Source organism: Pseudomonas sp. CH61, from assembly GCF_059429415.1.
The window spans coordinates 706,046-730,905 of record NZ_CM182098.1; the positions used below are offsets into that span (position 1 = coordinate 706,046).

General features: G+C 59.7%; 25 protein-coding genes. 16 read left to right on the plus strand and 9 right to left on the minus strand.

Annotated features, from left to right (window positions below):
- The first annotated feature begins 43 nt into the window (after nt 1-43).
- Nucleotides 44-634: a YceI family protein gene (locus AC5SEM_RS03205; RefSeq protein ID WP_038358250.1), complete on the plus strand. Its 591-nt coding sequence runs from the start codon at nt 44-46 to the stop codon at nt 632-634.
- A 1-nt stretch (nt 635) separates the two neighbouring features.
- Nucleotides 636-1,793: a phospholipase D-like domain-containing protein gene (locus AC5SEM_RS03210; RefSeq protein WP_123594806.1), complete on the plus strand. Its 1,158-nt coding sequence runs from the start codon at nt 636-638 to the stop codon at nt 1,791-1,793.
- A 136-nt stretch (nt 1,794-1,929) separates the two neighbouring features.
- On the opposite strand, the gene bglX is transcribed toward AC5SEM_RS03210, so the two are convergent.
- The gene (gene bglX, locus AC5SEM_RS03215; RefSeq protein WP_495472160.1) at nt 1,930-4,221 is read right to left on the minus strand and encodes a beta-glucosidase BglX; all 2,292 of its coding nucleotides are present in this window, start codon (nt 4,219-4,221) and stop codon (nt 1,930-1,932) included.
- Between the two features lie 261 nt (nt 4,222-4,482).
- Here bglX and AC5SEM_RS03220 point away from each other — a divergent pair, with 261 nt between their 5' ends.
- The 4 genes from AC5SEM_RS03220 to AC5SEM_RS03235 all read left to right on the plus strand — a co-directional run bounded on the left by AC5SEM_RS03220 (nt 4,483) and on the right by AC5SEM_RS03235 (nt 8,074).
- Nucleotides 4,483-5,091, plus strand: a complete 609-nt coding sequence (locus AC5SEM_RS03220) for a LemA family protein (RefSeq protein ID WP_116028830.1) — start codon at nt 4,483-4,485, stop codon at nt 5,089-5,091.
- 13 nt (nt 5,092-5,104) lie between these two features.
- Nucleotides 5,105-5,860: a TPM domain-containing protein gene (locus AC5SEM_RS03225; RefSeq protein ID WP_137218062.1), complete on the plus strand. Its 756-nt coding sequence runs from the start codon at nt 5,105-5,107 to the stop codon at nt 5,858-5,860.
- Nucleotides 5,861-5,893: 33 nt separating this feature from the next.
- Nucleotides 5,894-6,511: a TPM domain-containing protein gene (locus tag AC5SEM_RS03230; RefSeq protein WP_007916305.1), complete on the plus strand. Its 618-nt coding sequence runs from the start codon at nt 5,894-5,896 to the stop codon at nt 6,509-6,511.
- 345 nt (nt 6,512-6,856) lie between these two features.
- Nucleotides 6,857-8,074 carry a class I SAM-dependent methyltransferase gene (locus AC5SEM_RS03235; RefSeq protein ID WP_495472161.1) on the plus strand — a complete coding sequence of 406 codons (1,218 nt, stop codon included), beginning with the start codon at nt 6,857-6,859 and terminating at the stop codon, nt 8,072-8,074.
- Between the two features lie 65 nt (nt 8,075-8,139).
- On the opposite strand, the gene AC5SEM_RS03240 is transcribed toward AC5SEM_RS03235, so the two are convergent.
- Nucleotides 8,140-9,045 carry a DMT family transporter gene (locus tag AC5SEM_RS03240; protein WP_137218064.1) on the minus strand — a complete coding sequence of 302 codons (906 nt, stop codon included), beginning with the start codon at nt 9,043-9,045 and terminating at the stop codon, nt 8,140-8,142.
- 277 nt (nt 9,046-9,322) lie between these two features.
- Here AC5SEM_RS03240 and AC5SEM_RS03245 point away from each other — a divergent pair, with 277 nt between their 5' ends.
- The 3 genes from AC5SEM_RS03245 (at nt 9,323) to AC5SEM_RS03255 (ending at nt 10,747) form a co-directional block, all read left to right on the plus strand.
- Nucleotides 9,323-9,904, plus strand: coding sequence for a DJ-1/PfpI family protein (locus tag AC5SEM_RS03245; RefSeq protein WP_095049176.1), 582 nt, complete (start codon nt 9,323-9,325; stop codon nt 9,902-9,904).
- Nucleotides 9,905-9,917: 13 nt separating this feature from the next.
- Nucleotides 9,918-10,223 carry a ribbon-helix-helix domain-containing protein gene (locus tag AC5SEM_RS03250; RefSeq protein WP_007916314.1) on the plus strand — a complete coding sequence of 102 codons (306 nt, stop codon included), beginning with the start codon at nt 9,918-9,920 and terminating at the stop codon, nt 10,221-10,223.
- A gap of 179 nt (nt 10,224-10,402) precedes the next feature.
- Nucleotides 10,403-10,747, plus strand: coding sequence for a YegP family protein (locus AC5SEM_RS03255; RefSeq protein WP_495472162.1), 345 nt, complete (start codon nt 10,403-10,405; stop codon nt 10,745-10,747).
- Nucleotides 10,748-10,876: 129 nt separating this feature from the next.
- Here AC5SEM_RS03255 and AC5SEM_RS03260 read toward each other — a convergent pair whose 3' ends face one another.
- Together AC5SEM_RS03260 and AC5SEM_RS03265 are read right to left on the minus strand one after the other, a co-directional pair.
- Nucleotides 10,877-11,758, minus strand: coding sequence for a dihydrodipicolinate synthase family protein (locus AC5SEM_RS03260; protein WP_495472163.1), 882 nt, complete (start codon nt 11,756-11,758; stop codon nt 10,877-10,879).
- Nucleotides 11,759-11,780: 22 nt separating this feature from the next.
- The gene (locus AC5SEM_RS03265) at nt 11,781-12,563 is read right to left on the minus strand and encodes an aldolase (protein WP_495472164.1); all 783 of its coding nucleotides are present in this window, start codon (nt 12,561-12,563) and stop codon (nt 11,781-11,783) included.
- A 106-nt stretch (nt 12,564-12,669) separates the two neighbouring features.
- On the opposite strand from AC5SEM_RS03265, the gene AC5SEM_RS03270 reads away from it, so the two are divergent.
- A complete protein-coding gene (locus AC5SEM_RS03270) occupies nt 12,670-13,212 on the plus strand; it encodes a helix-turn-helix domain-containing protein (protein WP_495472165.1) in 543 nt (180 codons plus the stop codon).
- A 99-nt stretch (nt 13,213-13,311) separates the two neighbouring features.
- On the opposite strand, the gene AC5SEM_RS03275 is transcribed toward AC5SEM_RS03270, so the two are convergent.
- Nucleotides 13,312-14,331 carry a DUF4917 family protein gene (locus AC5SEM_RS03275; protein WP_495472166.1) on the minus strand — a complete coding sequence of 340 codons (1,020 nt, stop codon included), beginning with the start codon at nt 14,329-14,331 and terminating at the stop codon, nt 13,312-13,314.
- Between the two features lie 156 nt (nt 14,332-14,487).
- Between AC5SEM_RS03275 and yiaY the strand changes: the two genes are divergently transcribed.
- The gene (gene yiaY, locus AC5SEM_RS03280; protein ID WP_495472167.1) at nt 14,488-15,636 is read left to right on the plus strand and encodes an L-threonine dehydrogenase; all 1,149 of its coding nucleotides are present in this window, start codon (nt 14,488-14,490) and stop codon (nt 15,634-15,636) included.
- A gap of 37 nt (nt 15,637-15,673) precedes the next feature.
- Here the strand turns inward: yiaY and AC5SEM_RS03285 are convergent, their stop codons facing one another.
- Nucleotides 15,674-16,306: a hypothetical protein gene (locus AC5SEM_RS03285; protein WP_495472168.1), complete on the minus strand. Its 633-nt coding sequence runs from the start codon at nt 16,304-16,306 to the stop codon at nt 15,674-15,676.
- Nucleotides 16,307-16,526: 220 nt separating this feature from the next.
- Between AC5SEM_RS03285 and AC5SEM_RS03290 the strand changes: the two genes are divergently transcribed.
- A complete protein-coding gene (locus tag AC5SEM_RS03290) occupies nt 16,527-17,792 on the plus strand; it encodes an NHL repeat-containing protein (RefSeq protein ID WP_495472169.1) in 1,266 nt (421 codons plus the stop codon).
- Between the two features lie 9 nt (nt 17,793-17,801).
- Here AC5SEM_RS03290 and AC5SEM_RS03295 read toward each other — a convergent pair whose 3' ends face one another.
- The 3 genes from AC5SEM_RS03295 to AC5SEM_RS03305 all read right to left on the minus strand — a co-directional run bounded on the left by AC5SEM_RS03295 (nt 17,802) and on the right by AC5SEM_RS03305 (nt 19,521).
- Nucleotides 17,802-18,962: an MFS transporter gene (locus AC5SEM_RS03295; protein ID WP_495472170.1), complete on the minus strand. Its 1,161-nt coding sequence runs from the start codon at nt 18,960-18,962 to the stop codon at nt 17,802-17,804.
- A 15-nt stretch (nt 18,963-18,977) separates the two neighbouring features.
- Nucleotides 18,978-19,172 (minus strand): hypothetical protein, encoded by a 195-nt coding sequence (locus tag AC5SEM_RS03300; protein ID WP_495472171.1) that lies wholly within the window; start codon nt 19,170-19,172, stop codon nt 18,978-18,980.
- Between the two features lie 85 nt (nt 19,173-19,257).
- Nucleotides 19,258-19,521, minus strand: a complete 264-nt coding sequence (locus AC5SEM_RS03305) for a hypothetical protein (protein ID WP_495472172.1) — start codon at nt 19,519-19,521, stop codon at nt 19,258-19,260.
- A gap of 234 nt (nt 19,522-19,755) precedes the next feature.
- Between AC5SEM_RS03305 and AC5SEM_RS03310 the strand changes: the two genes are divergently transcribed.
- The 4 genes from AC5SEM_RS03310 (at nt 19,756) to AC5SEM_RS03325 (ending at nt 24,551) form a co-directional block, all read left to right on the plus strand.
- The gene (locus AC5SEM_RS03310) at nt 19,756-20,667 is read left to right on the plus strand and encodes a LysR family transcriptional regulator (RefSeq protein WP_495472173.1); all 912 of its coding nucleotides are present in this window, start codon (nt 19,756-19,758) and stop codon (nt 20,665-20,667) included.
- A 250-nt stretch (nt 20,668-20,917) separates the two neighbouring features.
- A complete protein-coding gene (locus tag AC5SEM_RS03315) occupies nt 20,918-22,111 on the plus strand; it encodes a CaiB/BaiF CoA transferase family protein (protein ID WP_495472174.1) in 1,194 nt (397 codons plus the stop codon).
- Nucleotides 22,108-23,034 (plus strand): hydroxymethylglutaryl-CoA lyase, encoded by a 927-nt coding sequence (locus AC5SEM_RS03320; protein ID WP_212622787.1) that lies wholly within the window; start codon nt 22,108-22,110, stop codon nt 23,032-23,034. Before AC5SEM_RS03315 ends, AC5SEM_RS03320 begins: the two co-directional genes overlap by 4 nt.
- A 185-nt stretch (nt 23,035-23,219) precedes the next feature.
- Entirely contained in the window at nt 23,220-24,551 is a 1,332-nt protein-coding gene (locus AC5SEM_RS03325; RefSeq protein WP_495472175.1) for an MFS transporter, read from the plus strand.
- The last annotated feature ends 309 nt before the right edge of the window (nt 24,552-24,860 follow it).

Here is a 24,860-nt window from a genome sequence, read left to right on the forward strand (position 1 = left end):
GCGGTTAAGGTTCGTGCAGGTTTATCGGCCCCACGAGTGTTCAATGTTCAACCGCTCCCTCTGTGCAACCCTGTCCAGCCTGTTGCTCGCCGCCGTCGCGCTGCCGGCACAGGCCAATTGGTACCTGGACGGCGAGTCGTCGCGGCTGTCGTTCGTCAGCACGAAAAACGCCAATGTCTCCGAAGTGCAGCGCTTTCTGGTGCTGCACGGCAAGGTCGACCCTAACGGTCGCGCCGAAGTCGAAGTCGAGCTGGATTCGATCAACAGCGGTATCCCGCTGCGCGATGAGCGCATGCGCAAGGAGCTGTTCCAGATCGAGCAATTCCCCGAAGCGACCATCACCACCCAGATTGACCTGCGCCCGATCAACGATCTGGCCCCCGGTGCGCAGCTGGAGTTGCGTCTGCCGCTGACCGTCAACCTGCACGGCAAGCAACATGAATATCCGGCCGAACTGCTGGCGACGCGTCTCGATGACCGGCGCTTTCAAGTGGTCACGCTAGAGCCGCTGGTAATCAACGCCGAGGATTTCGATCTGCTGCCAGGGCTGGAAAGCCTGCGCAAACTCGCCGACTTGTCGGCGATCAGTCTGTCGGTGCCGGTGGGTGCGGTGCTGATCTTCACGGCGCGCTGACATGCGCGGCGCGGTGTTCCCGTGGCGGGACGGCAACCGGTTCGAGCTGTTGATCGACGGCCCGCAATTCTTCCCGCGCATGCTCGAGCAGATTGCTGGTGCGCAGGAGCAGATTGAACTGGAGTTGTATCTGGTCGAGGCTGGCGCCTGTGCCGAAACCATCGTGCAGGCGCTGGTGCTGGCGGCCGAACGTGGTGTGCGTGTGCGCTGCCTGTTCGATGATTACGGCAGCCTCGCGTTCACCCTCAATCTGCGCCAGCGTTTGACTCATGCCGGGGTCGAACTGCGTTTCTACAATCGGCTGAACTGGCGGCGCTGGGTCGGTAATTTCTATCGTGATCACCGCAAATTGTTGCTGGTCGATCAGCGTCTGGCGGTGGTCGGCGGTACTGGCGTCACTGATGAGTTCTGGACGCCGGGCCACGATAGCAGCGAGTGGCACGAAGTGATGGTCGAGATTAGCGGCCCTTTGGTGATCGACTGGCAATTGCTGTTTGATCGTCAGTGGATTGCCAACCGCTATCGCCGCGCCTGGCGCCCGGCCGCGCATTTTGGTCTGCCGCGTTTGCCTCGGGTGCCGGACAAGGGCGAGGGCATGGGCCGTGTGGCTTACGCCGATGCCCGCCAGCACCGCGACATTCTGCAGTCGTTGTTCCGCGCCTTGAACAGTGGGCAAAAACGCATCTGGATGGCCACGCCGTATTTCCTGCCAACGTGGAAAATCCGCCGCTCCCTGCGCAAGGCGGCGGCGCGCGGAGTCGACGTGCGACTGCTGCTGACCGGGCCGCGTACCGATCATCCGTCGGTGCGTTACGCCGGGCATCGCTACTACCCGCGATTGCTCAAGGCCGGCGTGCAGATCTTCGAATACCAGCCGTGCTTTCTGCATTTGAAAATGGTCTTGGTGGACGATTGGGTGAGCATTGGTTCGTGCAACTTCGATCACTGGAACCTGCGCTTCAATCTGGAGGCGAATCTGGAGGCGCTGGACCCGTCGTTGACGGCAGCGGTAGAGGCGAGTTTCGTGAAGGACTTCGGGCTGAGTCAGCAGGTGAGTCTGGAAGAGTGGCAGCGCCGACCGTTGTGGCGACGGGTCAAGCAGCGGGTTTGGGGCTGGGTCGATCGAGTGGTCGTCAACATACTCGATAGACGCGGCTAGTCGCTCACCGTTGATCGTTCCCACGCTCTGCGTGGGAATGCAGCCCGTGACGCTCCGCGTCACTGGACGCGGAGCGTCCCTTGAGGCATTCCCACGCGGAGCGTGGGAACGATCAGCAAGGGGACTGCGTTGTCAGTTACAGCAACTCAAAGCTCTGCTGCGTGACGTCCTGCGAATCCAGGCCGATCTGCACGTTGAACTTGCCAGGCTCGGCGGCGTATTTGAGCTGGGCGTTGTAGAACTTCAGGTCATCCTCAGTGATGGTGAAGTGCACGACTTTCTGTTCGCCGGCCTTGAGCATGATTTTCTGGAAGTTCTTCAGTTCCTTCACCGGTCGGATCATCGAACCGGTGACGTCCTGGATGTACAACTGCACCACGGTTTCGCCGTCACGCTTGCCGGTGTTTTTCACCATGACACTGGCGTCGAGCTTGCCGGTGGCGTTGAGGGTGGTCGACGACAGCGCCATGTCGCTCAGGGCGAATTGCGTGTAGCTCAGGCCATACCCGAACGGGAACAGTGGCCCGGTGGTGTCATCGAAATACTGCGAGGTGTAGTTGCCCGGTTTGCCCGGCGTGAACGGCCGGCCAATGCTCAGGTGGTTGTAGTAAGTCGGGATCTGGCCCACGGAGCGCGGGAAGGTCACCGGCAATTTGCCCGACGGGTTGTAGTCGCCGAACAGCACGTCGGCGATGGCGTTGCCGCCCTCGGTGCCGCTGAACCAGGTTTCCAGAATCGCGTCAGCCGACTGGTTCTCTTCGAGAATGGTCAGTGGACGGCCGTTCATCAACACCAGCACCAGCGGTTTGCCGGTGGCTTTCAACGCGCGGATCAGCTCACGCTGGTTTTCCGGGATGTTCAGGTCGGTACGGCTGGAGGATTCGTGGGACATGCCACGGGATTCACCTACCGCTGCAACGATCACGTCAGCGTCTTTTGCAGCTTTCACTGCTTCGTCGATCAGCACGTTGGCCGGGCGCGGGTCATCGACCACTTCCGGCGCATCGAAGTTGAGGAAGTTCAGGTAATCCAGCACTTTCTTGTCGCTGGTGATGTTGGCGCCACGGGCGTAGATCAGGTTCGCCTTGTTGCCGATCACCGAGCTCATGCCATCGAACAGCGTCACCGATTGCGCAGGCTTACCCGCTGCAGCCCAGCTGCCCATCATGTCGATCGGTGCTTTGGCCAATGGGCCGACCAGTGCGACTTTTGCGTCTTTCTTCAGCGGCAGGGTTTCGTTCTGGTTCTTCAGCAGCACCAGACTGCGGCGCGCCACTTCGCGGGCCTCGACACGGTGCAGACGGCTTTCGGCGTAGGTGTCGGCCGGATCATTCTCAGCTTTGCCGATGCGCAGGTACGGGTCCTTGAACAGGCCCATATCGTACTTGGCGGCGAGCACTTCGCGCACCGCGTTGTCGATGTCTTTCTGCTCGATCTCACCGGACTTGAGCAGGCCCGGCAGCTCCTTGCCGTAGAGGGTGTCGTTCATGCTCATGTCGATGCCGGCCTTGATCGCCAGCTTCGCCGCTTCCCGACCGTCGCGGGCGACGCCGTGCTTGATCAGTTCGAAGATCGCGCCGTGGTCGCTGACCGCCAGGCCTTTGAAACCCCAGTCGCGGCGCAGCAGATCGTTCATCAGCCAGGTGTTGGCGGTGGCCGGAATGCCGTTGATCGAGTTCAACGCAACCATCACACCACCGGCGCCGGCATCAATCGCGGCGCGGTACGGCGGCAGGTAATCCTGATACATCTTCACCGGACTCATGTCGACGGTGTTGTAGTCGCGACCGCCCTCGACCGCGCCGTACAGAGCGAAGTGCTTGACGCTGGCCATGATGCTGTCGGCGGCGCTCGGGGTGGCGCCCTGATAGGCACGAACCATGACGCTGGCAATGCGCGAGGTCAGGTAGGTGTCTTCACCGAAACCCTCGGAGCTGCGGCCCCAGCGTGGGTCGCGGGAGATGTCGACCATCGGCGCGAAGGTGATGTCGAGGCTGTCGGCAGCGGCTTCCTTGGCGGCAACGCGGCCGGACTGGCCGATGGCGTCCATGTCCCAGCTCGAGGCGAGGGCCAGCGGAATCGGGAAAATCGTACGGTGACCGTGGATCACGTCGTACGCAAAAAACATCGGAATCTTCAGCCGACTGCGCATGGCCGCGTCCTGCATCGGACGGTTTTCCGGACGGGTGATCGAGTTGAACGTGCCGCCGATATTGCCGGCAGCGATCTCTTTGCGGATCAGCTCGCGAGGCATTTCCGGGCCGATGCTGATCAGGCGCAACTGGCCGATCTTTTCATCGGGGGTCATTTGCTTCATCAGGTTGCTGATGAACGCGTCCTTGTTTTCCAGGGGTACCGGGGTCGTGGCGGCCAATACTTGATGACTGGCCAGGCTGACGAACAGACCCAGCAAACACAGCTTCTTCATGAATATTTTTCTCAAGGGCCCAAGCGGCAATGCAACGCCGGCCAGCCAAAATTTAGGGAGCGACTATTGTTGTTCGGGTACAGGCTCAAAGAAACAGAGCCAAAAACGGCAGCCGACACTTGCCAGCATGATCACGCAGGGCACTTTTTAGCCCATTGCCCCGTCGTAATCCAGCGACGCGGCCGATTATGCCCCAAGAGCCCGCTGAGAATGTTTCGCGCTCGGTTTTTATAATGATATGTGCCAAGGAGCATCACCGCGATGAATGTAAGCCCAACCAATCGCTCGCGTTTGCAGGTCGCCACGCTGCTGGTGCTGGCCACGCTGTTGACTGCGTGCGGCATCAACAATATCCCGACCCTCGACGAACAGGCCAAAGCCGCATGGGGGCAGGTGCAGAACCAGTACCAGCGCCGCGCCGACCTGATCCCCAATCTGGTGGAAACGGTCAAGGGTTACGCCAAGCATGAAGAGGAAACCCTGACGGCAGTGATCGAGGCGCGGGCGAAAGCGACGTCGATCCAGGTCGATGCCAGCACCCTCGACAATCCCGAGAAGCTCAAACAGTTCCAGCAGGCGCAGGATCAGCTGACCGGTGCGTTGAGCCGCTTGATGGTGGTCTCCGAGCGCTATCCGGATCTGAAAGCCAACCAGAACTTCCTCGCCCTGCAATCGCAACTCGAAGGCACGGAAAACCGCATCGCCGTGGCGCGTCGCGATTTCATTCTGGCGGTGCAGAAATACAACACCGAGATCCGCACTTTTCCCGGTCGTCTCTGGCACAGCGTGATGTACAGCGACCTGCCGATCCGCGAAACCTTCGAAGCCACCACGCCCGGCGCGGAAAAAGCCCCGCAAGTGAAGTTCTGATTCGAGGTTGTCCATGCGCGTGTTGAAAATGGGTCTGGTGCTGATGCTGTGGTTGTTCGCCCTCAGCGCCCGGGCCGAGTTGACGTTCCCGGCGCTGAGCGGCCGGGTGGTGGATGAAGCGCAGATGCTCGAGCCGTCGGTGCGCGCGCAACTGAGCCAGCAATTGCAGGCCCATGAGCAGGCGACCGGCGAGCAATTGGTCGTGGTTACCGTGCCGGATTTGCAAGGTACGACCATTGAGGACTTCGGCGTTCAGCTCGGTCGACATTGGGCCATCGGGCAAAAGGACAAGAACAACGGCGCGCTGCTGATCGTTGCCCGTGACGAGCGCAAACTGCGCATCGAAGTCGGTTATGGCCTCGAAGACCGGCTGACCGACGCGCAGACTTCAGTGATCATCCATCAAGTCATCACGCCGGCGTTCAAGGCTGGCAACTTCAGCAAAGGCATCAGCGATGGCGTCGCGGCGATGCTGGTGGTGCTCGGCGGTAATCCGCTCGACGAGCCGTCGACGGTGTATGAGTCCAGCGGTGATCCGTCCGATGATTTCATCTCGCGGCATCCGGCATTGTTCGTGTTTTTGGTGATGTTGTTCATCCTGACGGTGTTTGTCTGCCAGATGCTCGGTATCCTGCCTGCCGGCCGTGGCGGCTCCGGAGGAGGGGGCGGCTTTGGCGGTGGTGGCGGATTTGGCGGCGGCGGTGGAGGCGGAGGCTTCAGCGGCGGCGGGGGCAGTTTCGGCGGCGGTGGTTCGTCCGGCGGCTGGTGATATCAGAAGAATAATGAGCAGGCACTTTTCAACATGGCACTACTGACCGAACACGAACAACGCAAAGTCGCCGAGGCGATCGCCCGGGTCGAGCGCGACACCGACGCCGAACTGGTGACGGTGCTGGCCGCCCGCGCCGACGATTACGCGTACATCCCGCTGTTGTGGGCGAGCCTCTTGGCACTGGTGGTGCCGGGCGTCGTGCACTACCTGACCGGGTGGCTGACCCTGCGCAGTCTGCTGTTGGTGCAGTGGGGTGCGTTTATCGTGCTGTGCCTGCTGTTTCGTTTGCCGAAAATCACCACCCATCTGATTCCGCGCCGCGTGAGGCATTGGCGCGCGTCGAACCTGGCGCGGCGGCAGTTTCTCGAACAGAACCTGCATCACACGGTGGGCAGTACGGGGATGCTGATTTTTGTTTGCGAGGCTGAGCGGTATGTGGAGATTCTGGTGGATGAGGGGATTTCCAAACGGCTGGACAATAAATCCTGGGATGCGATTGTTGCGGCGTTTACCGAGCAGGTGCGGCAGGGGCGCACGCTTGAGGGGTTTGTCACTTGCATCGAGGCGTGTGGGGAGTTGCTGAAAGTGCATGTGCCGGTGACGCAGGTGAGGAATGAGTTGCCGAATCGGTTGGTGGTGTTGGGCTGAAGTACTTTCTTCCTGTTCTAGATCCAAACCCTCACCCCAGCCCTCTCCCAGAGGGAGAGGGGGCCGACCGAGGTGTCTTGTGCTCGACGTCGACCTGAAACACCGAGTCGATTATGGATTAACAGATGATCGTTTGATTTGATGCTTTTAATACCTGAGTTCGGCTCGGTATTTCAGGTCGGCGTAACTCGTGAAAACACCTCGGTCAGTCCCCTCTCCCTCCGGGAGAGGGCTAGGGTGAGGGCGCTTCTAACAACCGTTGGGTAAATAAGAGCGTGTCCCCAACCCCCATCCCCCCTAAAATACCCGCCATTCCCGATATCGCCCGTCCGAGGCCGCTTTTTCATGTCCGTTACTGCCCCTGCCAGCAAGCCTGCGCCCGATCACCACGCCCAGTTCATCGAGCTGCTGCAAACCAGCCTCGAACAGAACGGCTTCATCAAACTGGTGCTGGCCAAGTACGTCGGTGAAGAGGCGGATCTGCAGCGGGTCATCATCAAACCGGTAACGGTCAAGGCGCAGCCGAATCTGTCGTTCGTCTATCGCTACAAAACCCGTGACATCACCAAAAACCTGCCCTTGGTTGACGGTGTGACGGCGATTGCCGAGTTGTTGCCTGCCGCGTTCAAAAATGCCCATTTGCTCGCGGTGACTGATGAAGCGCAGCTCGAATACAGCAAAAAGGGCAAGAGTTCGCTGTTCAAAAGCAAACCTCAGCAATTGCGTGAAGCTCCGTCCGCTGAGCACAATCGCGAGAAAAACCGCTTCCTTGAGCTGAGCCGACCGTTCCTCAAGGACCTCGGCGTGACCAATGCGCAGCACGAGCTAATTCCGGCGATGTCGCGAAAGTGGAAGCAGATCAACAAGTTCATCGAAGTGTTCAGCCACGCCCTGACCTCGTCGCCGCTGGCGCTGGACAAACCGGTGCGGGTGGCGGATTTCGGTTCGGGCAAGGGCTATCTGACGTTCGCTATTCACGATTACCTGCGCAACACGCTCAAGGCTGAAGGCGAAGTCACTGGCGTCGAACTGCGTGAAGAAATGGTCAACCTGTGCAACGCCGCGGCGGCAAAACTCGATCATCCGGGGCTGCTGTTCAAGTGCGGTGACGTACGCAGCGTGGCGCCGAGCGAACTGGACGTGATGATCGCCCTGCATGCCTGCGACATCGCTACCGATTACGCGATCCACACCGGCATCCGTTCCGGCGCGTCGATCATCATGTGCTCGCCGTGCTGTCACAAACAGATCCGCCTGCAGATCCAGAGCCCGGCGTTGCTCAAACCGATGCTGCAATATGGTTTGCACCTCGGTCAGCAAGCTGAAATGGTCACCGACAGTTTGCGTGCGCTGTTCCTTGAGGCCTGCGGTTACGAGACCAAGGTCTTCGAGTTCATCTCGCTGGATCACACCAACAAGAACAAGATGATTCTGGCAGTGAAGCGCGCCGAGCCGGTGGACCCGGCTCAGCTGTTGGTGAAGATCGAAGAGTTGAAAGCCTTCTACAACATCAGCGAGCACTGCCTGGAAACCCTGCTGCGCGCCGACGGTTTCCTGGCCTGACCTAGACCCTGTGGGAGCGAGCCTGCTCGCGAAAGCGGACTGACAGTCAACGATGATGTTGGCTGTTACGGACCCTTCGCGAGCAAGCTCGCTCCCACATTTGATTTCACCGCAGTCTTGCGGCCGAGCATGACGGTGGCAATCACGCCACACGCAAACACCCAGGTAATCGGCTCGACATGTTCGCCAAAGAACAACGCCGAAAACGCGATGGTGAAGAAGATCTGCAACAACTGGATCTGACTGACCCGGGCGATGCCACCCATGGCCAGCCCGGCGTACCAGGCAAAGAAGCCGAGAAACTGCGAAAACAGCGCCACATACCCGAACGCCCACCAGGCCTTGGCCGACACCGCGCCCTGATGTTGCAGCGCCAGATACAGCACCGGCCCGATCAACAACGGCGTCGACAGCACCAGCGCCCAGCAGATCACCTGCCAGCCGCCCATCTCCTTGGCCAATCGGCCGCCTTCGGCGTAGCCCAGCCCCCCGACGGCAATCGCGCCGAGCATCAGCAGATCACCTGCTTGAATACTGCCGGCTCCGGTGTACAACGCATAACCGAGCACCAATGCACTGCCCAACGCCGCGCAGGCCCAGAAGGCTTTTGACGGCCGCTCGTGGGACAACCATGCGGCATATAGCGCCACGCACAGCGGTTGCAGCCCGTTGACCAAGGCACCGTGCGACGCCGGCAGCGTTTGCATGGCCCATGCCGACAACACCGGAAAACCCAGAATCACCCCGGCGATCACCAGACTCAGGCCTTTGACTTGCTGCCACGTCGGCCATTTCTCGCGGCGCCATAACAACAGCGCCGCCGCCGGGATCGCCGCGAACAACGCGCGGCCCAAACCGTTGAGCAGCGGATGCAGTTCCTGCACCACGATGCGAGTGAAGGGCAGGGTGAGGCTGAAAATCACCACGCCGAGCAGGCCGAGGGCCATGCCGGTGTTTTCGCGCGAGGACATGATGGGAACCGGAATTGAAGGTGGTTGGGAATGACCTTCATCAAGCCATAAACCGGGCGGTTCGGGCTGTTACAGCTAGGCACAGACTTAGGCGTACAGTTTGAGGGCCTCTTCGCGAGCAGGCTCGCTCCCACAGGGGAATGCATTTCAAATGTGGGAGCGAGCCTGCTCGCGAAGAACGATGACACGGTCTCAGGTAGTAGCCGGTTGTTACCCGACCTCGCGGATAAGTTCTACCTTGAACACTCCCAAGCGTTCCCCCAGAGGAGTCCTCCCCATGGCCGCGAAAAAGATCCTGATGCTGGTCGGCGATTACGTCGAAGACTACGAAGTGATGGTGCCGTTCCAAGCCCTGCAAATGGTCGGTCACACCGTCCACGCCGTGTGCCCGGACAAGGCTGCCGGCAAGACTGTGCGCACCGCGATCCATGATTTCGAAGGCGATCAGACCTACAGCGAAAAGCCCGGTCACCTGTTCGCCCTCAACTTCGACTTCGCCAAGGTCAGCGAGGCCGATTACGACGCGCTGCTGATCCCCGGCGGCCGTGCCCCGGAATACCTGCGCCTGAACGAAAAAGTCCTCGATCTGGTGCGCGCCTTCGACAAGGCCGGTAAACCGATTGCCGCCGTCTGCCACGGCGCACAACTGCTGGCAGCGGCGGGCGTGCTTGAAGGTCGCGAATGCAGCGCCTATCCGGCCTGTGCGCCGGAAGTGCGACTGGCGGGCGGTACGTACATCGACATTCCGGTGACGGACGGCCACGTTCAAGGCAATCTGGCCACTGCACCGGCGTGGCCGGCGCATCCGAACTGGCTGGCCGGTTTCCTTGGCTTGCTCGGCACCAAAATCACCCTGTAACGAGGATCCGCCGATGTGCGAGCTCTACGTCAAGGCTGACCCGATTCTCTACGAGTCACGCTCGCGCTCGCTGCGCATCTGCGGCGTGGTGACCACGTTACGCCTGGAGAATCAGTTCTGGGACATCCTCAGCGAAATCGCCGAAGTCGATGGCATGACCACCAACCAATTGATCGCCAAGCTGTATGAAGAGGTGATGGATTATCGCGGGGAGGTCGTGAACTTCGCCTCGTTCCTGCGGGTGAGTTGTATGCGCTATCTGAGTCAGCGGCGGGTGAGTGCGCCGGAGTTGTCGGTGGTGCGGGCGGTGGTGAAATAGCCGGCACCGAGTTGCCTCATTCGCGAGCAGGCTCGCTCCCACAGTAGTTCTTCAGTGAACACTCAGTATCCAGTGTGGGAGCGAGCCTGCTCGCGAAGGGGCCGGTACAGGCGACAGATAATCAGGACTGGTCTTTACTCTGAAGCGCGAAATCTCTCAATCGCCAAGGAGCAACGAGCATGTCCGGATGGTACGAACTCAGTAAAAGCAGCAACGGCCAGTTCAGGTTCGTGCTGAAAGCGGCAAACGCCGAAACGATTCTGACCAGCGAGCTGTACACCACTCGCGCAGCGGCCGACGGCGGTATCGCTTCGGTGCAAACCAACAGCCCGCTGGATGAACGCTACGAGAAGAAGTCGACGAAGGACGGCCATCCGTACTTCAATCTGAAAGCGGCCAATCACCAGGTCATCGGCAGCAGCGAAGCGTATTCATCGGATGCGGCGTGCGATAAAGGCATTGCCAGCGTCAAGGCGAACGGGCCGAGCAAGGTGATCAAGGACAAGACTTTGCCGGTCCTCTAAATTCACCACATCCCCCTGTAGGAGTGAGCCTGCTCGCGATAGCGGTGGGTCAGTCGATACATGCTCAGCTGATCCACCGCTATCGCGAGCAGGCTCACTCTTACATTGTTTTTTGTGGTGTCAGTAAGATCAGCGCAGGGTTTTCAGGATCGTTTGCAGCTGAGTCTGGCCCGCTTCACTCAGCGGAAATACCGGCAAACGTGGATCGCCCGATTCAAGCCCGGTCTGCCGCAACCCGGCCTTGATCGTCGCCGGCAACCCACCCTTGAGAATGAAATCCAGCAGCGGCAATTGGCGGTAGAACAGATCCCGTGCCCGATCCAGATCGCCCGCCATGGCCGCCTCATAAAGATCCAGGTTCAACTGCGGAATAAGGTTCGGCGCCGCTGTGCACCAGCCCTTCGCCCCGGCGGCAAACGCCTCCAGCGCCAGCGGATTGCAGCCGTTGTAGAACGGCACCTGGCCTTCGCCGAGCAATTGCAGCTTGTGCATGCGCTGAATATCGCCGGTGCTCTCCTTGACCATGGTCACGTTTTCCACGCCATTGACGATGCGTAGAATCAAATCCACCGACATGTCGGTGCCGCTGGTGGCCGGGTTGTTGTAGAGCATGATCGGCACGCCGATGCTCTCGCCGATGGCGCGGTAGTGCGCGAGGATTTCCGCTTCAGTAAGTTTCCAGTACGAAGCCGGCAGTACCATCACCACGTCGGCACCATGGGCTTCAGCAAAACGTGCGCGGCGTACGGCTTTGGCGGTGGTCAGGTCGGAAACGCTGACGATGGTCGGTACGCGTCTGGCCACGTGCTTGATGCTGAATTCGGCGACCTGATCCCACTCCGCATCGCTCAGGTAAGCGCCTTCGCCGGTGCTGCCCAATGGCGCGATGGCGTGGACGCCGCTGGCGATCAGGCGATCGATCGATTGACCGAGAGCGGGCAGATCCAGCCCTTCGCCGTTGGCGCCGAACGGGGTGATGGTGTAGCCGATGATGCCGTGAATAGTGGACATGGGAATCTCTCCGTAACAGGTTTCAGTTCAGGCAATCGGCGTGTTGGCGCAGGTTCTGCCGGGCGTAGTAGTTGAAGGCGGCGGCGTGGCGTTTCGGCTTGGCGATCCAGTCATGAGCTTCGCGGCCCAGTTCGGGAATGATCGGTTTGATCGTGCCCGCCGCCATCGCCAGCAGTTGCAGCTTGGCCGCGCGTTCGATCAATTGGGCGATGACACACGCCTCTTCAATCGTTGTGCCGGTCGACAGCTGACCGTGGTGCGAAAGCACAATCGCGCGTTTGTCGCCCAGTGCACCGGCAATCAACTCGCCTTCTTCGTTACCCACCGGTACACCCGGCCAGCCTTCGAGAAACGCGCAGTCGTCGTACAGCGGGCACAGATCCATGTGGGAAATCTGCAGCGGCACCTCCAGCATCGACAGCGCAGCGACGTGGGTCGGGTGAGTGTGGATGATGCAGTTCACATCCGGACGGGCGCGGTACACCCAGCTGTGGAAACGATTGGCCGGGTTGGCCATGCCGTGACCTTCGAGGACTTCCAGGTCTTCGTTGACCAGCAGCAGATTGCTTGCAGTAATTTCGTCGAAACCCAGGCCCAATTGCTGAGTGTAATAGGTGCCGGGTTGCGGCCCACGGGCGGTGATTTGCCCGGCCAGACCTGAGTCGTGACCGTTCTCGAAGAGAATCCGGCAGGTCAGGGCCAGCTTTTGCCGATCGGTCCACGTATTATCCACGAGGCTTTTTTGCATCTGGGTCAGCGCTTGCTTGACCAGTTGGTCTTTGGGTAGTGCTAATGTCTTGGCCATGTCTGTGTCCTTTGGGTGATTGCAAATGACACGAAAGAGTCTATATGACACAAAGTGTCATTGGCAAGCACAAATCGTCGCTTCCTTGCTGGAATAACCGCTGCGCATGTCTATCCGTTTGAAATTATTGAGAAAAAAACTTGGCGTTACTCTTGAGGCACTGGCCGAAAAATCCGGCATGACCAAGAGTTATCTGTCCAAAGTCGAACGCGGGCTGAACACCCCGTCGATTGCTGCTGCGTTGAAACTGGCGAAAGCGCTGAATGTGAAAGTCGAGGAATTGTTCTCCGAAGACAACGTCAGCCTCGACAGCTACAGCCTGGTGCGCAGCCACGAGCGTCAGTCATTGGCGGCGAATGATCAAAGCCCGGGGTATGCCGTGCTGGCGCATCAGGTCAGCGAGCGCAACCTGCTGCCGTTCATCATCTACCCGCCAAAAGAGTTCAGCGACAAGACCTTCAAGGAGCATTTGGGCGAGGAGTTTCTGTTCGTCCACGAAGGGCAGGTCGAAGTGGATTTCATGAACGAGAAGGTGCTGCTGGAGCGCGGTGATGCGCTGCATTTCAATGCGCAGAAACCGCACCGGATCAGATCGGTGGGGGATGTGCAGGCGCAGTTGCTGGTGGTGGTGCATAGCGCTGAAGATTGAGGCGCGCCCAAAAGCTTCGCGAGCAGGCTCGCTCCCACAGGGGAATGCGATCCAAATGTGGGAGCGAGCCTGCTCGCGAAGGCGTCAGTCAGGCCTGCATCAAACCTCGACGGGCACCGACAACTTCGGATTCCCCAATGCATGGCTCTTCGCATCAAAAAACCGCAACTCAACCCCCGTCCCCTCAAACACCTGCGCGTAATGCCGCTTCTGATGCTGAACAAACGCCGCACTGCGCGGGTAAATCGAGATCGCCACCGTCGCAGGTTTCGCCAAGCGCAGCGCCCGAACGATATGCGCATCCTGCTCGCCCAACGCATGGCCAAAAATGCACAGACTGCCGCCATGCCCGAGCAATTGCTCATAACAGAACGACAGATAATCCGAACTGCGAATGGTCTTGAGCTTGTCTGCACTCGGCCCTTCGGTAACGAACAGCGGCACGTCATCCAGCGTCTTGATCGTATTGTTGATCGCGAAACTGCCGAGCAGCGTGCCTTCGGTCGAGGTCAGCTTGCGCGCGGTGCCGTCCTGGTTGCGCACCAGATGCAGACCACCGTGCAGGTACAGCAGGCGCGGTTGGTCGGTGGCCGTTTCGCTCAGATCGAAACTCGCATTGGCGCCGTTGAACAGATCGTCGATGGCATCGCTTTGGTGTTGCAGCGCCCAGTAGTTGAGCAAGTCGTAATTGGTGGTGAACACCGTGCGATAGCGCGCCAGTTCTTCGTTCAACGTCGCCAGCGTCGAAGGCTTCACCAGTCGCCAAGGAATGTGCACCGCGTGCACGGTGTTGATCAGCGCTTCCTTGATCGCGTAATAGCGGTTGCGCGGCGCCGCTGAGCTGATGGCCAACGCCTTGTTGACCCGGCTGGTGGTTTTCAGCGCGCCGAGGACCTGCTCGAAGCTGCGCGTCTGCATCGCGTCGAACACCGCCAGTTCCGACGGGCTCAGTGGTTTTTCTTCCACGGTACGGGCGTTTTCGAACAGCGAGTCGTAGCCGAAATCGTCCCACACCGCACGACTGGCACCATTGCCCACCAGCAAGCCGTTGAAGTCGGTCGCGGCGCGCAGGGTGTTCCAGTCTTCAAGGCTGGCGTCGACATCGAGAAAATCGGTCATTGCGTAGGCGGTCTCAAAACAAAGGGGCTGATGGGCGGCGACTTTATCACGAGCGGGCATTGAGCCAGATCAACATCGCTCGTGACCGATCGGTCGATGCTGTGTCTATCCGCCGAACCGGAGCAGTCGATTCGGCCCCAGTCAGGAGACGCGCGCATGACCAGTACCTTTTTCATTCCGGCGGTAAACATCATGGGCAATGGTTGCCTCGACGAAGCCATGGTTGCCATTCGCAACTATGGTTTTCGCAAGGCGCTGATCGTCACCGACACCGGGCTGGCCAAGGCCGGCGTGGCAACCATGGTCGCAGAGAAACTGGCGATGCAGGACATCGATTCGGTGATCTTCGACGGCGCCAAACCCAATCCGAGCATCGCCAATGTCGAGTCGGGCCTGGGGCTGCTCAAGGAAAGTCGCTGCGATTTCGTCGTGTCGCTGGGCGGCGGTTCGCCCCACGACTGCGCCAAGGGTATTGCGCTGTGCGCGACCAACGGCGGTGAGATTCGCGATTACGAAGGCGTCGATCAATCGAGCAAACCGCAATTGCCGCTGATCGCGATCAACACCACCGCCGGCACCGCCAGCGAGATGACCCGGTTCTGCATCATCACCGACGAATCGCGCTACGTGAAAATGGCCATCGTCGACCGCAACGTCACGCCGCTGTTGTCGGTCAACGATCCGGAACTGATGGTCGCCATGCCCAAAGGCCTGACCGCCGCCACCGGTATGGATGCGTTGACCCACGCCATCGAAGCCTACGTCTCGACCGCTGCCAACCCGATCACCGATGCCTGCGCGCTGAAAGCCATGACCCTGATCAGCAACAACCTGCGCCTGGCCGTGCGTGACGGCAGCGACCTCGCCGCGCGGGAAAACATGGCGTACGCGCAGTTCCTCGCCGGCATGGCGTTCAACAATGCCTCGCTCGGTTACGTGCATGCGATGGCGCATCAGTTGGGCGGGTTTTACGACTTGCCCCATGGTGTGTGCAACGCCGTGCTGCTGCCCCATGTGCAGACGTTCAACGCGCTGGTTTGCGCCGATCGCCTGACCGATGTCGCTCACGCCATGGGCGCTGATATCCGAGGTTTCAGCCCGGAGGAGGGCGCGCAAGCGGCGATCACTGCGATCCGTTGCCTGGCCAAAGATGTCGAGATCCCCGGTGGCCTGCGTGAACTCGGCGCCAAGCTCAGTGACATTCCGTTGCTCGCCACCAATGCGCTGAAAGACGCCTGCGGTTTGACCAATCCCCGGGCGGCGGATCAGCGCCAGATCGAGGAGATTTTTCGCAATGCGTTTTGAGCGAGTTTGGCTGGGTGAACGGCCTTAGCGGGGCAGTTCACCCTTTTTTTTGTACAGCGACAACCGTGAATGTGCGGACACGTGCCCAGTCTGATTTTTTGCCGTTGGCACGGTGGATGGCTGAAATTCGATGCTCGCCGAGGGAAAAGCTTACGGGTTTTTCTGTGGCCCAATGTCCCTTCGCGTTGACCACTGCGTAAGCAATCCAGAGGTCCCTGTCCAGATCAAGGATGTCGACCATGCCACCGGGTTGTTGCACGTCTCCTTTGAGAATCACATGTTGACCCAGCGCTTCACCCTCTCGGGGTTCTGCAATCGCCGGCACGTCAAGCCCCGTCTCAAGATCCACGGCGAATGAGCGATCTTCACTCCAGGACGACGCAACGTCATTGTAGGTCTGGCGGGCCTTGATCACATGTAGCCCTACCGCCAGGTCACCGCTGACGCTGAATGCCCAGCGCCCGTTTTTGTTGATTTTACCTTTGCCGTGTAATTGGGTTTCGTCGCTGCTCCAGACCTCGACATCGGCCTCAGGGATACCGCTGCCGAGCAGAAGTGTTGACGGTTTGCGGGTTTCTCCCTGTTCGGGATAGGTCATGTACGGTGCGGGCCACGGCTCGACAGGCGCTTGCGCTTCCAGTTGCATTTTACTCTTTTTGCTCACGTTCATGTCCGCCTCCTGTTACAGACTGATTTGAAGGGAAAGACTGGCATGGGTTTCTTTATTTCGAACCTGTAAAAACTACTAGTTTTTTAGCTTTTTTTGCTTGGTAGGTAATTTCATTTTTGTCTAAAAAACTGTCATTTCTGTCAGTTGTCTAGCGTGGCTTCCTGGGATCGAATGCTCTGACAACGGAGGGCGACTCCGGTCCTTTGAGGAGCACATGAACATGCCGAAAGCCAACGCACGTAAAGCACAATCAGCGGGAGAGTTGGACAGCTCCTTTGGTCTGCGAACACTGAAATTTCCAGGAGCGAGCAAGACCATTGGCACAGCTGTGGCGACGACGCCGTCGGGACAGATTCTGGTCAGCGCAACCGTTGAGGAAGCGGGCCATGCGTATTACGGTCTGGCACGTCTGGATGCCGATGGAAATCCAGACCCGACCTTTGGCAATGCCGGCTACCGTCAGGAGCAATTCGGCAACGGCGTGCCTTCACAGGGCGGACCGTTGATCGTCGACAACAACGGCCGAATCTGGATGTGTGGCCTGATCAACAGAACCGCCACCGATTACCAACAGGTCATCGCTCGATTCAAGCCTGACGGCTCCCTCGATCCTGAGTTTGGTGATGACCAGACAGGCTATAAAATCGTGCCCATGCGTATTCCTGCGCTGACCAATGCGTTTAAAAGCAGCCTGGTTCTGGCAAAATCCGCCCCACAGGTGGCAACGCCAGATCGGTTGCTTTTCGTCACATCCAGAGGGGGCGGCGGGTTACTGACGCGGTTCTTTCTTGATGGTGCGGAAGACGTTGCGTTTGCTGGCAAAGGCTGGATTCATCTGACGCTTCCTGATGTGGCAATTACGTTGCATGGCGTCACGCAGTTGAGCGACGGGGGAATTCTGGTACATGGCAAGACATTAGGGATCAACCAAGGGTTGGTCATGGCTTTTGACAGCGCTGGGGAGGTTGCCAGGTCGTTTGGCCAGAACGGTACTTTGCTGCTGAATTTGCGCCATGCCGGCGCACCGCTCGAAAGCTCGGTGAATCGTATCGTTGGGCAATCGGCGCAGCGTTTGTTGTTGATCGGATCTGCCGTCGAGTCGTCCGCCGGGGAAAAGCGTCAGCATGGCTTCATCAGCGGGATCAACCTCGATGGTCAGTCTGATCCAGCTTTCAATCTCGGCTTGCCGGTGATTACCCCAGCGACGCAGCCACTGGATCTGAAAAGCTGGAGCGCAGGGTTTGCGCTGGATGACTTCCCCGGGCCGCGAATTGTCACGGTCGGCCAGACCTCGGACGGCGAACGACGCTTACTCACGGGCGGCTTTTTGGTCGATGGTGCCGTGGATCCGGCATTTGCTGTCGAAGGCGCCGCCGGTATCGAGTGGATTGCGCAGGACGCCTGTCTGCAGGGTTCGTCAGTGCTGGTGCTGGGGCAGAGAAATGAAGCCGCTCACCTGGTGCGATTGCTGACAGCGGCGAGCTGACCGGTAGGTTCATCGCATTTGCGGCGCCAACCGCACGCAGAGCATCGTACCGACAGCCAGCAACGTACACAGCAGCGACAGGGGCCAGGCTTGTGGGCTGGCGATCAGACTGGCTATCGCACCGATGATCGCTGCCATCAATTGATGAATGAACCCGCTCAGCGCCATCGCATAAGCCCCGGCAATCGGCGCGCCATCGTTGGCGCGGGACAGGCTGATCGGGTAGTTCAATGATTGGCCAAACACCGCCACGCAATACGGTAGCCAAAACAGTAACGCGATGGAACTGGCTGTCAGACTGCCCAGCAACATCACGCTGCTACCTGCCAATACCAAACCTGCGCCGACGGTCATCAACCACGCCTGACCGGTACGCAGCACAAAGTGGTTGACCGCCAGCGCGCCGAGAAAATAGGCAGCGCTGATCGGCCAGCCGAGCAGGCCGTAATCCACCGACGACCACGCGAACGGCCCCTGCAGAATCAGTGGTGCCGCCGTGTTGAAAGCGATGATTACGCCGTAGCCCAAACCACCGGCCAGAGCTGGCAGCAGAAACGCCCGGTGCAAAAAAATCTGCCGATAAGCTGACCACGATGAGGCGCTGGCCGGTTCGTCAGCCATCGCCGGGAAAGCGATTCGCGACACAATCAACGCCATCAACAGGCACGTCACGCCGAGCAAATGGAAAATCGCCTGCCAACCCAGTGTCGCCTCGATGAGCGAACCCACATATTGGCCGATGCCCAGCGCAACCACGAAGGAAATCGAAATCCACGACAACGCCTTGGCCAGCAGATCGCCGCGAAAGCTGTCGCGGATCAGCACCCGCGCCATCACCGAAATACCGCTGGCACCGACGCCTTGTAACAGGCGCAACAGCAAAAACGATTCAAGCGTCGAACCTCGCGGCAACGCCAGATTGGCCAACCCGTAAATGACCAGCGCTGCCAATAACACCGGTTTGCGTCCGATGCGCTGAGCCAGACTGCCCCAGAACAACATCGGCAGCGCCATGCCGATCAGGTACAGCGACAACCCCCACGACACCTGTGCAGGTTCCGCACCCAGGTAAAGGGCAATCTCCGGCAACGCCGGCAAATAAATACTCATGCCCAACTGGGCGAGGAAAACCGTGCAGCAGGTGATCAGGAGGGTGACGCTGGCGTTCATGAGTCGTCCCTGTTTTCAGTCGTCGAGATCGCAACGGTGGGCGCGTAACAGACTGGTGATCACCTCACAGAAGCGCCGGATCAGTGCCGGCTGCATGTCCGCGCGCAGCGTAATACGGATGGCTGCCTTGCCTTGTGCGACCACCGGGAAAAAGACCGCGCTGGCGAAAAATCCCTGTCCGGCCAATTCACTGGCAATGCGATTGGCCACGGCAGCCTGTCCGCATTTGATCAACCGAATGGCCATGTTGCTGTGGCATTGATCGGTGGCGATCAGACTGTCGAAGAGGCGAATATTAACCTGAAGAGCTGCCTTTTACGCGCAGGGCGGTGATGGCGCCTTCGAGCAGGGCGGGGTGATGATCGAGCCCAAGGTATGAGGTCGTACAGAAATGGTGAAACTCACGTCCGTACTGATCAAGCAGGTGGTTGGGACTCTGCACTGCAACATTGAGACCGGCGACGTTGCTCTGTTCGGCGATGTCCCAATCGAAGTCGGCCAGGGCGATGATTTTGCGAAAATTGGAATACAGATCGGGCGTGTGCAACGGAAGATTCACAGGCGACAGTCCTTGAGTGTAGCGATCCATAGGGTGTTGCAATTTGTGTGTGTTGCCAGACTTTACAGAGCGCAAAGTCCGGCAAAAATCGGCTGTTTCCGCGAATCCTGAGAGGCGACGGAGTTTTGTTTGTAGGGCGAAGCCTCGAAAATCTGTCGAGCAATCATCTGTCTGACTTGGCTGAAAATCGGGCTATCCTGCCGATACTGACCAACCCAAGTCATTGAGCCTCCCATGCTGCAAAAAAGCCTGATCCGCCGCCTCGACCTGATCACCCTGCAACTGTTTGTCGCCGTCCACGAAGAGGGTACGCTGACCCGCGCGGCCTCGCGCGAAGCCATCGCGGTGTCGGCGGCCAGCAAGCGCCTGATGGAGCTGGAAGAGGCGCTCGGGATCAGCCTGTTCGTGCGCCAGGCCAAGGGCATGACGCTGACCCCGGCCGGGGAAACCTTGCTGCATCATGCCCGGCAGATGCTGTTCAACGTCGAGAAAATGGGCCTGGAACTCGGCGAACACAGCCACGGTGTGCGCGGTTATGTGCGCATGCTGGCGAACCTGTCGGCGATCATTCAGTTTCTTCCCGAAGACTTGCGCGACTTCTCCGCGCAGCACCCGCAGGTAAAGACCGACCTTGAAGAGCGGCCCAGCGCCGGAGTGATTCAAGGCGTGCTCGATGGCGTGGCAGATCTCGGTATTTGTTCCAGCGACAGCGACACCAAAGGCCTGCACAGCGTGTTGTACCGTCAGGACAAACTGCTGGTGGTGATGCTGCCGGAACATCCGTTGGCGGCGCGCGAGTCGGTGGCGTTCGCTGAAACGCTCGACAGCGACTACGTCGGACTGCATGCCGCCAGTTCGATCAACATGCGTACTCACGCGGCGGCGCGACAGGCCGGCAAAGTCCTGCGCATTCGCATTCATGTGCCGGGGTTCGATGCGGTGTGCCGGATGGTTCAGGCCAACATGGGCATCGGCATCTTGCCGCAGCGTGCTTATGAACTGTTTGGTCAGGCGTTGGGGTTGCACGCGGTGCCGTTGACGGATGACTGGTCGGATCGCGCGTTGATTGTGGTGGTGCGCGATGAGGCGGGATTGTCGCCGGTGAGCCGGATGTTGTTTGAGCATTTGCGGGGGCAGGGCGCATAGATCTTCAGTGAATGTCCCGGCCTCTTCGCGAGCAGGCTCGCTCCCACAGTGGATATGTGTTGAGCACAGAATCTGCAGCCGCCACGAAACCCTGTGGGAGCGAGCCTGCTCGCGATGACTGACTTGAATTCACCACATCACCTTTGAGCGTTCGCATTTGGCGAACGCCCATTGCCGAGAGACGGCTGGATTGCCCGATCATCGTTCCTCTAGCCTTGGCGCATATTCCAAGAACAAGAGGTACCCCGCGATGACTGCCCCTTTGAGTGCGATCAAAGTGATCGAGATCGGCACGCTGATTGCCGCGCCGTTTGCCGCGCGCATGCTCGCCGAGTTCGGCGCCGAGGTGATCAAGATCGAAGCCATGGGTCAGGGCGACCCGCTGCGCAAATGGCGCAAGCTGCACCAAGGCACGTCGCTGTGGTGGTACCTGCAATCACGCAACAAGAAATCGCTGGCACTCAATCTGAAATCCGCCGAAGGCATCGAGTTGGTCAAGCAACTGGCCAGCGATGCCGACGTCATCATCGAAAACCTACGCCCCGGTGCGCTGGAGAAACTTGGCCTCGGCTGGGACGTGCTCCACGCGCTGAACCCCAATCTCACCCTCGTGCGCATTTCTGGCTATGGCCAGACCGGCCCGTACCGCGATCGCCCTGGTTTCGGCGCGATCGGCGAGGCCATGGGCGGCATTCGTTACACCACTGGCACCCCCGGTTCGCCACCGGCACGGGTCGGCGTCAGCCTCGGCGATTCGCTGGCCTCGCTGCACGCGGTGATCGGCGCGTTGATGGCGCTGCTGCGGGTCAAGACCGGGCAGGGCGGCGGGCAGATTGTCGATGTGTCGCTGGCCGAAAGCGTGTTCAACGTCATGGAAAGCCTGGTGCCGGAATACGACATGCTTGGCCATGTCCGCGAACGCAGCGGCGGCGCCTTGCCAGGCATTGCACCGTCGAACACTTACCTCACGGCGGATGGCGCTTACGTGGTGATCGCCGGCAACAGCGACCCGATCTACAAACGTCTGATGCAAACCATTGGCCGTGATGACCTGGCGCAAGCAGCAGAATTCGCTCACAACGATGGCCGTGCGGCCAAGAGCGGTTTGCTCGACGCCGCGATTACCCATTGGACCAGCAGCCTGCCGATCGACGACGTGCTCGCGGCGCTGGAGGCCGCTGAAGTGCCGGCCGGGCGCATTTATTCGGTGGCCGACATCGTTGCCGACCCGCACTATCAGGCACGGGACATGCTGCTCAACGCCGAACTGCCCGGCGGTGCAACAGTGAAGATGCCCGGCATCGTCCCGAAACTCTCGGAAACCCCCGGCGGCGTGAACTGGTCGGGGCCAAAACTCGGCCAGCACACCGACGGTATTCTTGCCGGCCTCGGCCTGACTGAACTCGACATCGAACGCCTGAAAAGCCAAGGGGTGGTGCAATGATCACGGACTATTCGCAAACCCTGATCGTCCAGGAAGTCTCGCCGCGCGATGGTTTGCAGATCGAGCCGACCTGGGTGGAAACCGCTGACAAGATCGCCCTGATCGATCAGCTGTCGCTGGCCGGTTTCAGCCGGATCGAAGCCGGCTCGTTCGTCTCGCCGAAAGCCATTCCGGCGCTGCGTGACGGCGAGCAAGTCTTCACTGGCATTCAACGACAGTCGGGGGTGATTTACGTCGCGCTGATTCCCAACCTCAAAGGTGCGCAGCGTGCGTTGGCGGCGGGTGCCGATGAACTGAATCTGGTGATGTCCGCCAGCCAGACGCACAACATGGCCAACATGCGCATGCGCTGCGAGGATTCGCTGGCGGCGTTTGCAGAGATTGTCGCGTTCGCCAGCGGTTCCGGCGTGCGCCTCAACGGCAGTATCGCGACGACGTTCGGTTGTCCGTTCGAAGGCCAGATCGACGAGGATCGCGTACTGCAAATCGTCGATGCTTATCAGGAACTCGGCATTGCCGGCATCACCCTCGCCGACACCACCGGCATGGCCAATCCGCGTCAGGTGGATCGCCTGGTGCGGCGGGTGTTGCAGCGGGTTTCACCGGCTGATCTGACCCTGCATTTCCACAACACCCGTGGTCTGGGTCTGTGCAATGTGCTGGCGGCCTATGAGGCGGGGGCGCGGCGTTTCGATGCGGCGCTCGGTGGTCTCGGTGGCTGTCCGTTTGCGCCAGGCGCGTCGGGGAATATCTGCACCGAAGATCTGGTGAACCTGTGCGATGAGATCGGTATTCACACCGGCATCGATTTGCCGCTGCTGCTGAAACTCTCGCGTGGCCTGCCGGATCTGCTGGGCCACGAAGTCCCCGGCCAACTGGCCAAGGCCGGACGCAACTGCGACCTGCACCCGATCCCCACCTGACAACACCAATCCACTGTGGGAGCGAGCCTGCTCGCGAATGCGTCGCGTCAGTCGACATCAAAGGTGAATGACACATCGCCTTCGCGAGCAGGCTCGCTCCCACAGAAAAGCGCTCCACAGTGAGTGTGAAAACCAGACAACAAAAACAATCGGACGCCCACCGGCAGTCCGTCTGGAGAAAAGCCATGAGCCTCAATGTAATGGAGGCGGGCGCAAGTCCGTCCGTCGATCACGACGCCGAAAAAGCCCTGGTCAGCAAAGTCGCCTGGCGCCTGATGCCGCTGATCATGGTCTGCTACCTGTTCGCCTTTTTCGACCGCATCAACATCAGCTTCGCCAAGTTCCAGTTGCAGACCGACCTGAGCCTGAGCGACACCGCGTACGGCCTCGGCGCTGGGCTGTTCGTGGTCGGTTACGTGCTGTTCGAAGTGCCGAGCAACATGATGCTGTACAAGGTTGGCGCGCGCCGCTGGATTGCCCGAATCATGATGTCCTGGGGCGTGGCGACGGCGGCGATGGTGTTCGTCAACAGTGAATGGCAGTTTTACGCGCTGCGCTTTGTGATTGGCGCAATGGAAGCCGGGTTTGCCCCAGGTGTGCTGTATTACCTGACGCTGTGGTTTCCGCAGCACTTCCGTGGCCGCATCACCTCAATGCTGTTTCTGGCTTCGGCGTTTGCCGGGCTGGTCGGCGCGCCGTTCTCCGGGCTGGTGCTGGAGCACCTCGACGGCGTGCTGCAAATGCGCGGCTGGCACTGGCTGTTCCTGCTCGGCGGCGTACCGTGCATCGGTCTCGGTTTTCTGGTGCTGATGCTGCTCAAGGATCGTATCGAGGATGCGCACTGGCTGACGGCTGACGAGAAAAAATTGCTCTCCAGCCGCATCGCCCAGCATGAGCCGCACAAGAGTGGTGGTTCGTTGCTCGCGGCGTTGAAGATTCCCGGTTTTCTGACCTTGGGTCTGATCTACTTTCTGATTCAGGTCGCGTCCTACGGTTTGAATTTCTGGGCGCCGCAATTGATCCGCAGCGCCGGCACCGAGAGTCCGGTGATGATTGGTCTGCTGACGGCGATTCCGTACATTTGCGGGGCGATCAGTATGGTGGTGATCGGGCGTTTGTCGGATGCCACCGGTGAGCGGCGCAAGTTTGTCGCCGGGTTGGTGATCGTCGGCGCGATCGGCTTTTTCAGTGCGGGAATTTTCGCCAGCCACACGACGTTTCTGATCGTCGCTCTTGGCTTGCTCGGCGCCGGGATCATTGCCTCGATTCCGAGCTTCTGGACCTTGCCTCCGAAGTTGCTCGCCGGTGCTGGCGCTGGTGCGGCGGGCGGGATTGCGGTGATCAACACCCTTGGGCAATTCGGCGGAATTGTCAGCCCGGTGATGGTCGGGCGGATGAAGGATCTGACCGGTAGCACCACGCCGGCGCTGTATGTGATTGGCGTGGCGGCGCTGATTGCGGCGGCGTTGCTATTGTGGGGATTGCCGCAGAAATTGCGCACGCTAGACAAGTTCTGATATTTGCGGCGCCTGCAATGACGCTTTCGCGAGCAGGCTCGCTCCCACATGTGATCGCATTTCTCCAGTTGGAATTCGGCCCCTGTGGGAGCGAGCCTGCTCGCGAAGACTGACTTCCAGACACTGATAAATCACGGATTGATTCCATCAGTTAACAGCCACCCCATTTTTCTCAAACACACGAATCGACACCACCCTGGCAATCGCCAACATCGCCAACATCGCCCGCAACGCCGTCAACGACTTCTCGCTACCAAGCGGGAAATGCACTTTGGTTTACTGATGATTCGGTTGAAAGGGCCGATACAG

Coding starts and splice junctions, on each gene's coding strand:
- AC5SEM_RS03260 (WP_495472163.1), bottom strand. CDS start 11,758: ATGTCCACTATTCACGGCATCATCGGCTACACCATCACCCCGTTCGGC.
- yiaY (WP_495472167.1), top strand. CDS start 14,488: ATGACCAGTACCTTTTTCATTCCGGCGGTAAACATCATGGGCAATGGT.
- AC5SEM_RS03230 (WP_007916305.1), top strand. CDS start 5,894: ATGGCACTACTGACCGAACACGAACAACGCAAAGTCGCCGAGGCGATC.
- AC5SEM_RS03210 (WP_123594806.1), top strand. CDS start 636: ATGCGCGGCGCGGTGTTCCCGTGGCGGGACGGCAACCGGTTCGAGCTG.
- AC5SEM_RS03275 (WP_495472166.1), bottom strand. CDS start 14,331: ATGACCGATTTTCTCGATGTCGACGCCAGCCTTGAAGACTGGAACACC.
- AC5SEM_RS03285 (WP_495472168.1), bottom strand. CDS start 16,306: ATGAACGTGAGCAAAAAGAGTAAAATGCAACTGGAAGCGCAAGCGCCT.
- AC5SEM_RS03220 (WP_116028830.1), top strand. CDS start 4,483: ATGAATGTAAGCCCAACCAATCGCTCGCGTTTGCAGGTCGCCACGCTG.
- AC5SEM_RS03310 (WP_495472173.1), top strand. CDS start 19,756: ATGCTGCAAAAAAGCCTGATCCGCCGCCTCGACCTGATCACCCTGCAA.
- AC5SEM_RS03245 (WP_095049176.1), top strand. CDS start 9,323: ATGGCCGCGAAAAAGATCCTGATGCTGGTCGGCGATTACGTCGAAGAC.
- AC5SEM_RS03235 (WP_495472161.1), top strand. CDS start 6,857: ATGTCCGTTACTGCCCCTGCCAGCAAGCCTGCGCCCGATCACCACGCC.
- AC5SEM_RS03295 (WP_495472170.1), bottom strand. CDS start 18,962: ATGAACGCCAGCGTCACCCTCCTGATCACCTGCTGCACGGTTTTCCTC.
- AC5SEM_RS03315 (WP_495472174.1), top strand. CDS start 20,918: ATGACTGCCCCTTTGAGTGCGATCAAAGTGATCGAGATCGGCACGCTG.
- AC5SEM_RS03255 (WP_495472162.1), top strand. CDS start 10,403: ATGTCCGGATGGTACGAACTCAGTAAAAGCAGCAACGGCCAGTTCAGG.
- AC5SEM_RS03325 (WP_495472175.1), top strand. CDS start 23,220: ATGAGCCTCAATGTAATGGAGGCGGGCGCAAGTCCGTCCGTCGATCAC.
- AC5SEM_RS03240 (WP_137218064.1), bottom strand. CDS start 9,045: ATGTCCTCGCGCGAAAACACCGGCATGGCCCTCGGCCTGCTCGGCGTG.
- AC5SEM_RS03265 (WP_495472164.1), bottom strand. CDS start 12,563: ATGGCCAAGACATTAGCACTACCCAAAGACCAACTGGTCAAGCAAGCG.
- AC5SEM_RS03290 (WP_495472169.1), top strand. CDS start 16,527: ATGCCGAAAGCCAACGCACGTAAAGCACAATCAGCGGGAGAGTTGGAC.
- AC5SEM_RS03250 (WP_007916314.1), top strand. CDS start 9,918: ATGTGCGAGCTCTACGTCAAGGCTGACCCGATTCTCTACGAGTCACGC.
- AC5SEM_RS03320 (WP_212622787.1), top strand. CDS start 22,108: ATGATCACGGACTATTCGCAAACCCTGATCGTCCAGGAAGTCTCGCCG.
- AC5SEM_RS03205 (WP_038358250.1), top strand. CDS start 44: ATGTTCAACCGCTCCCTCTGTGCAACCCTGTCCAGCCTGTTGCTCGCC.
- bglX (WP_495472160.1), bottom strand. CDS start 4,221: ATGAAGAAGCTGTGTTTGCTGGGTCTGTTCGTCAGCCTGGCCAGTCAT.
- AC5SEM_RS03270 (WP_495472165.1), top strand. CDS start 12,670: ATGTCTATCCGTTTGAAATTATTGAGAAAAAAACTTGGCGTTACTCTT.
- AC5SEM_RS03225 (WP_137218062.1), top strand. CDS start 5,105: ATGCGCGTGTTGAAAATGGGTCTGGTGCTGATGCTGTGGTTGTTCGCC.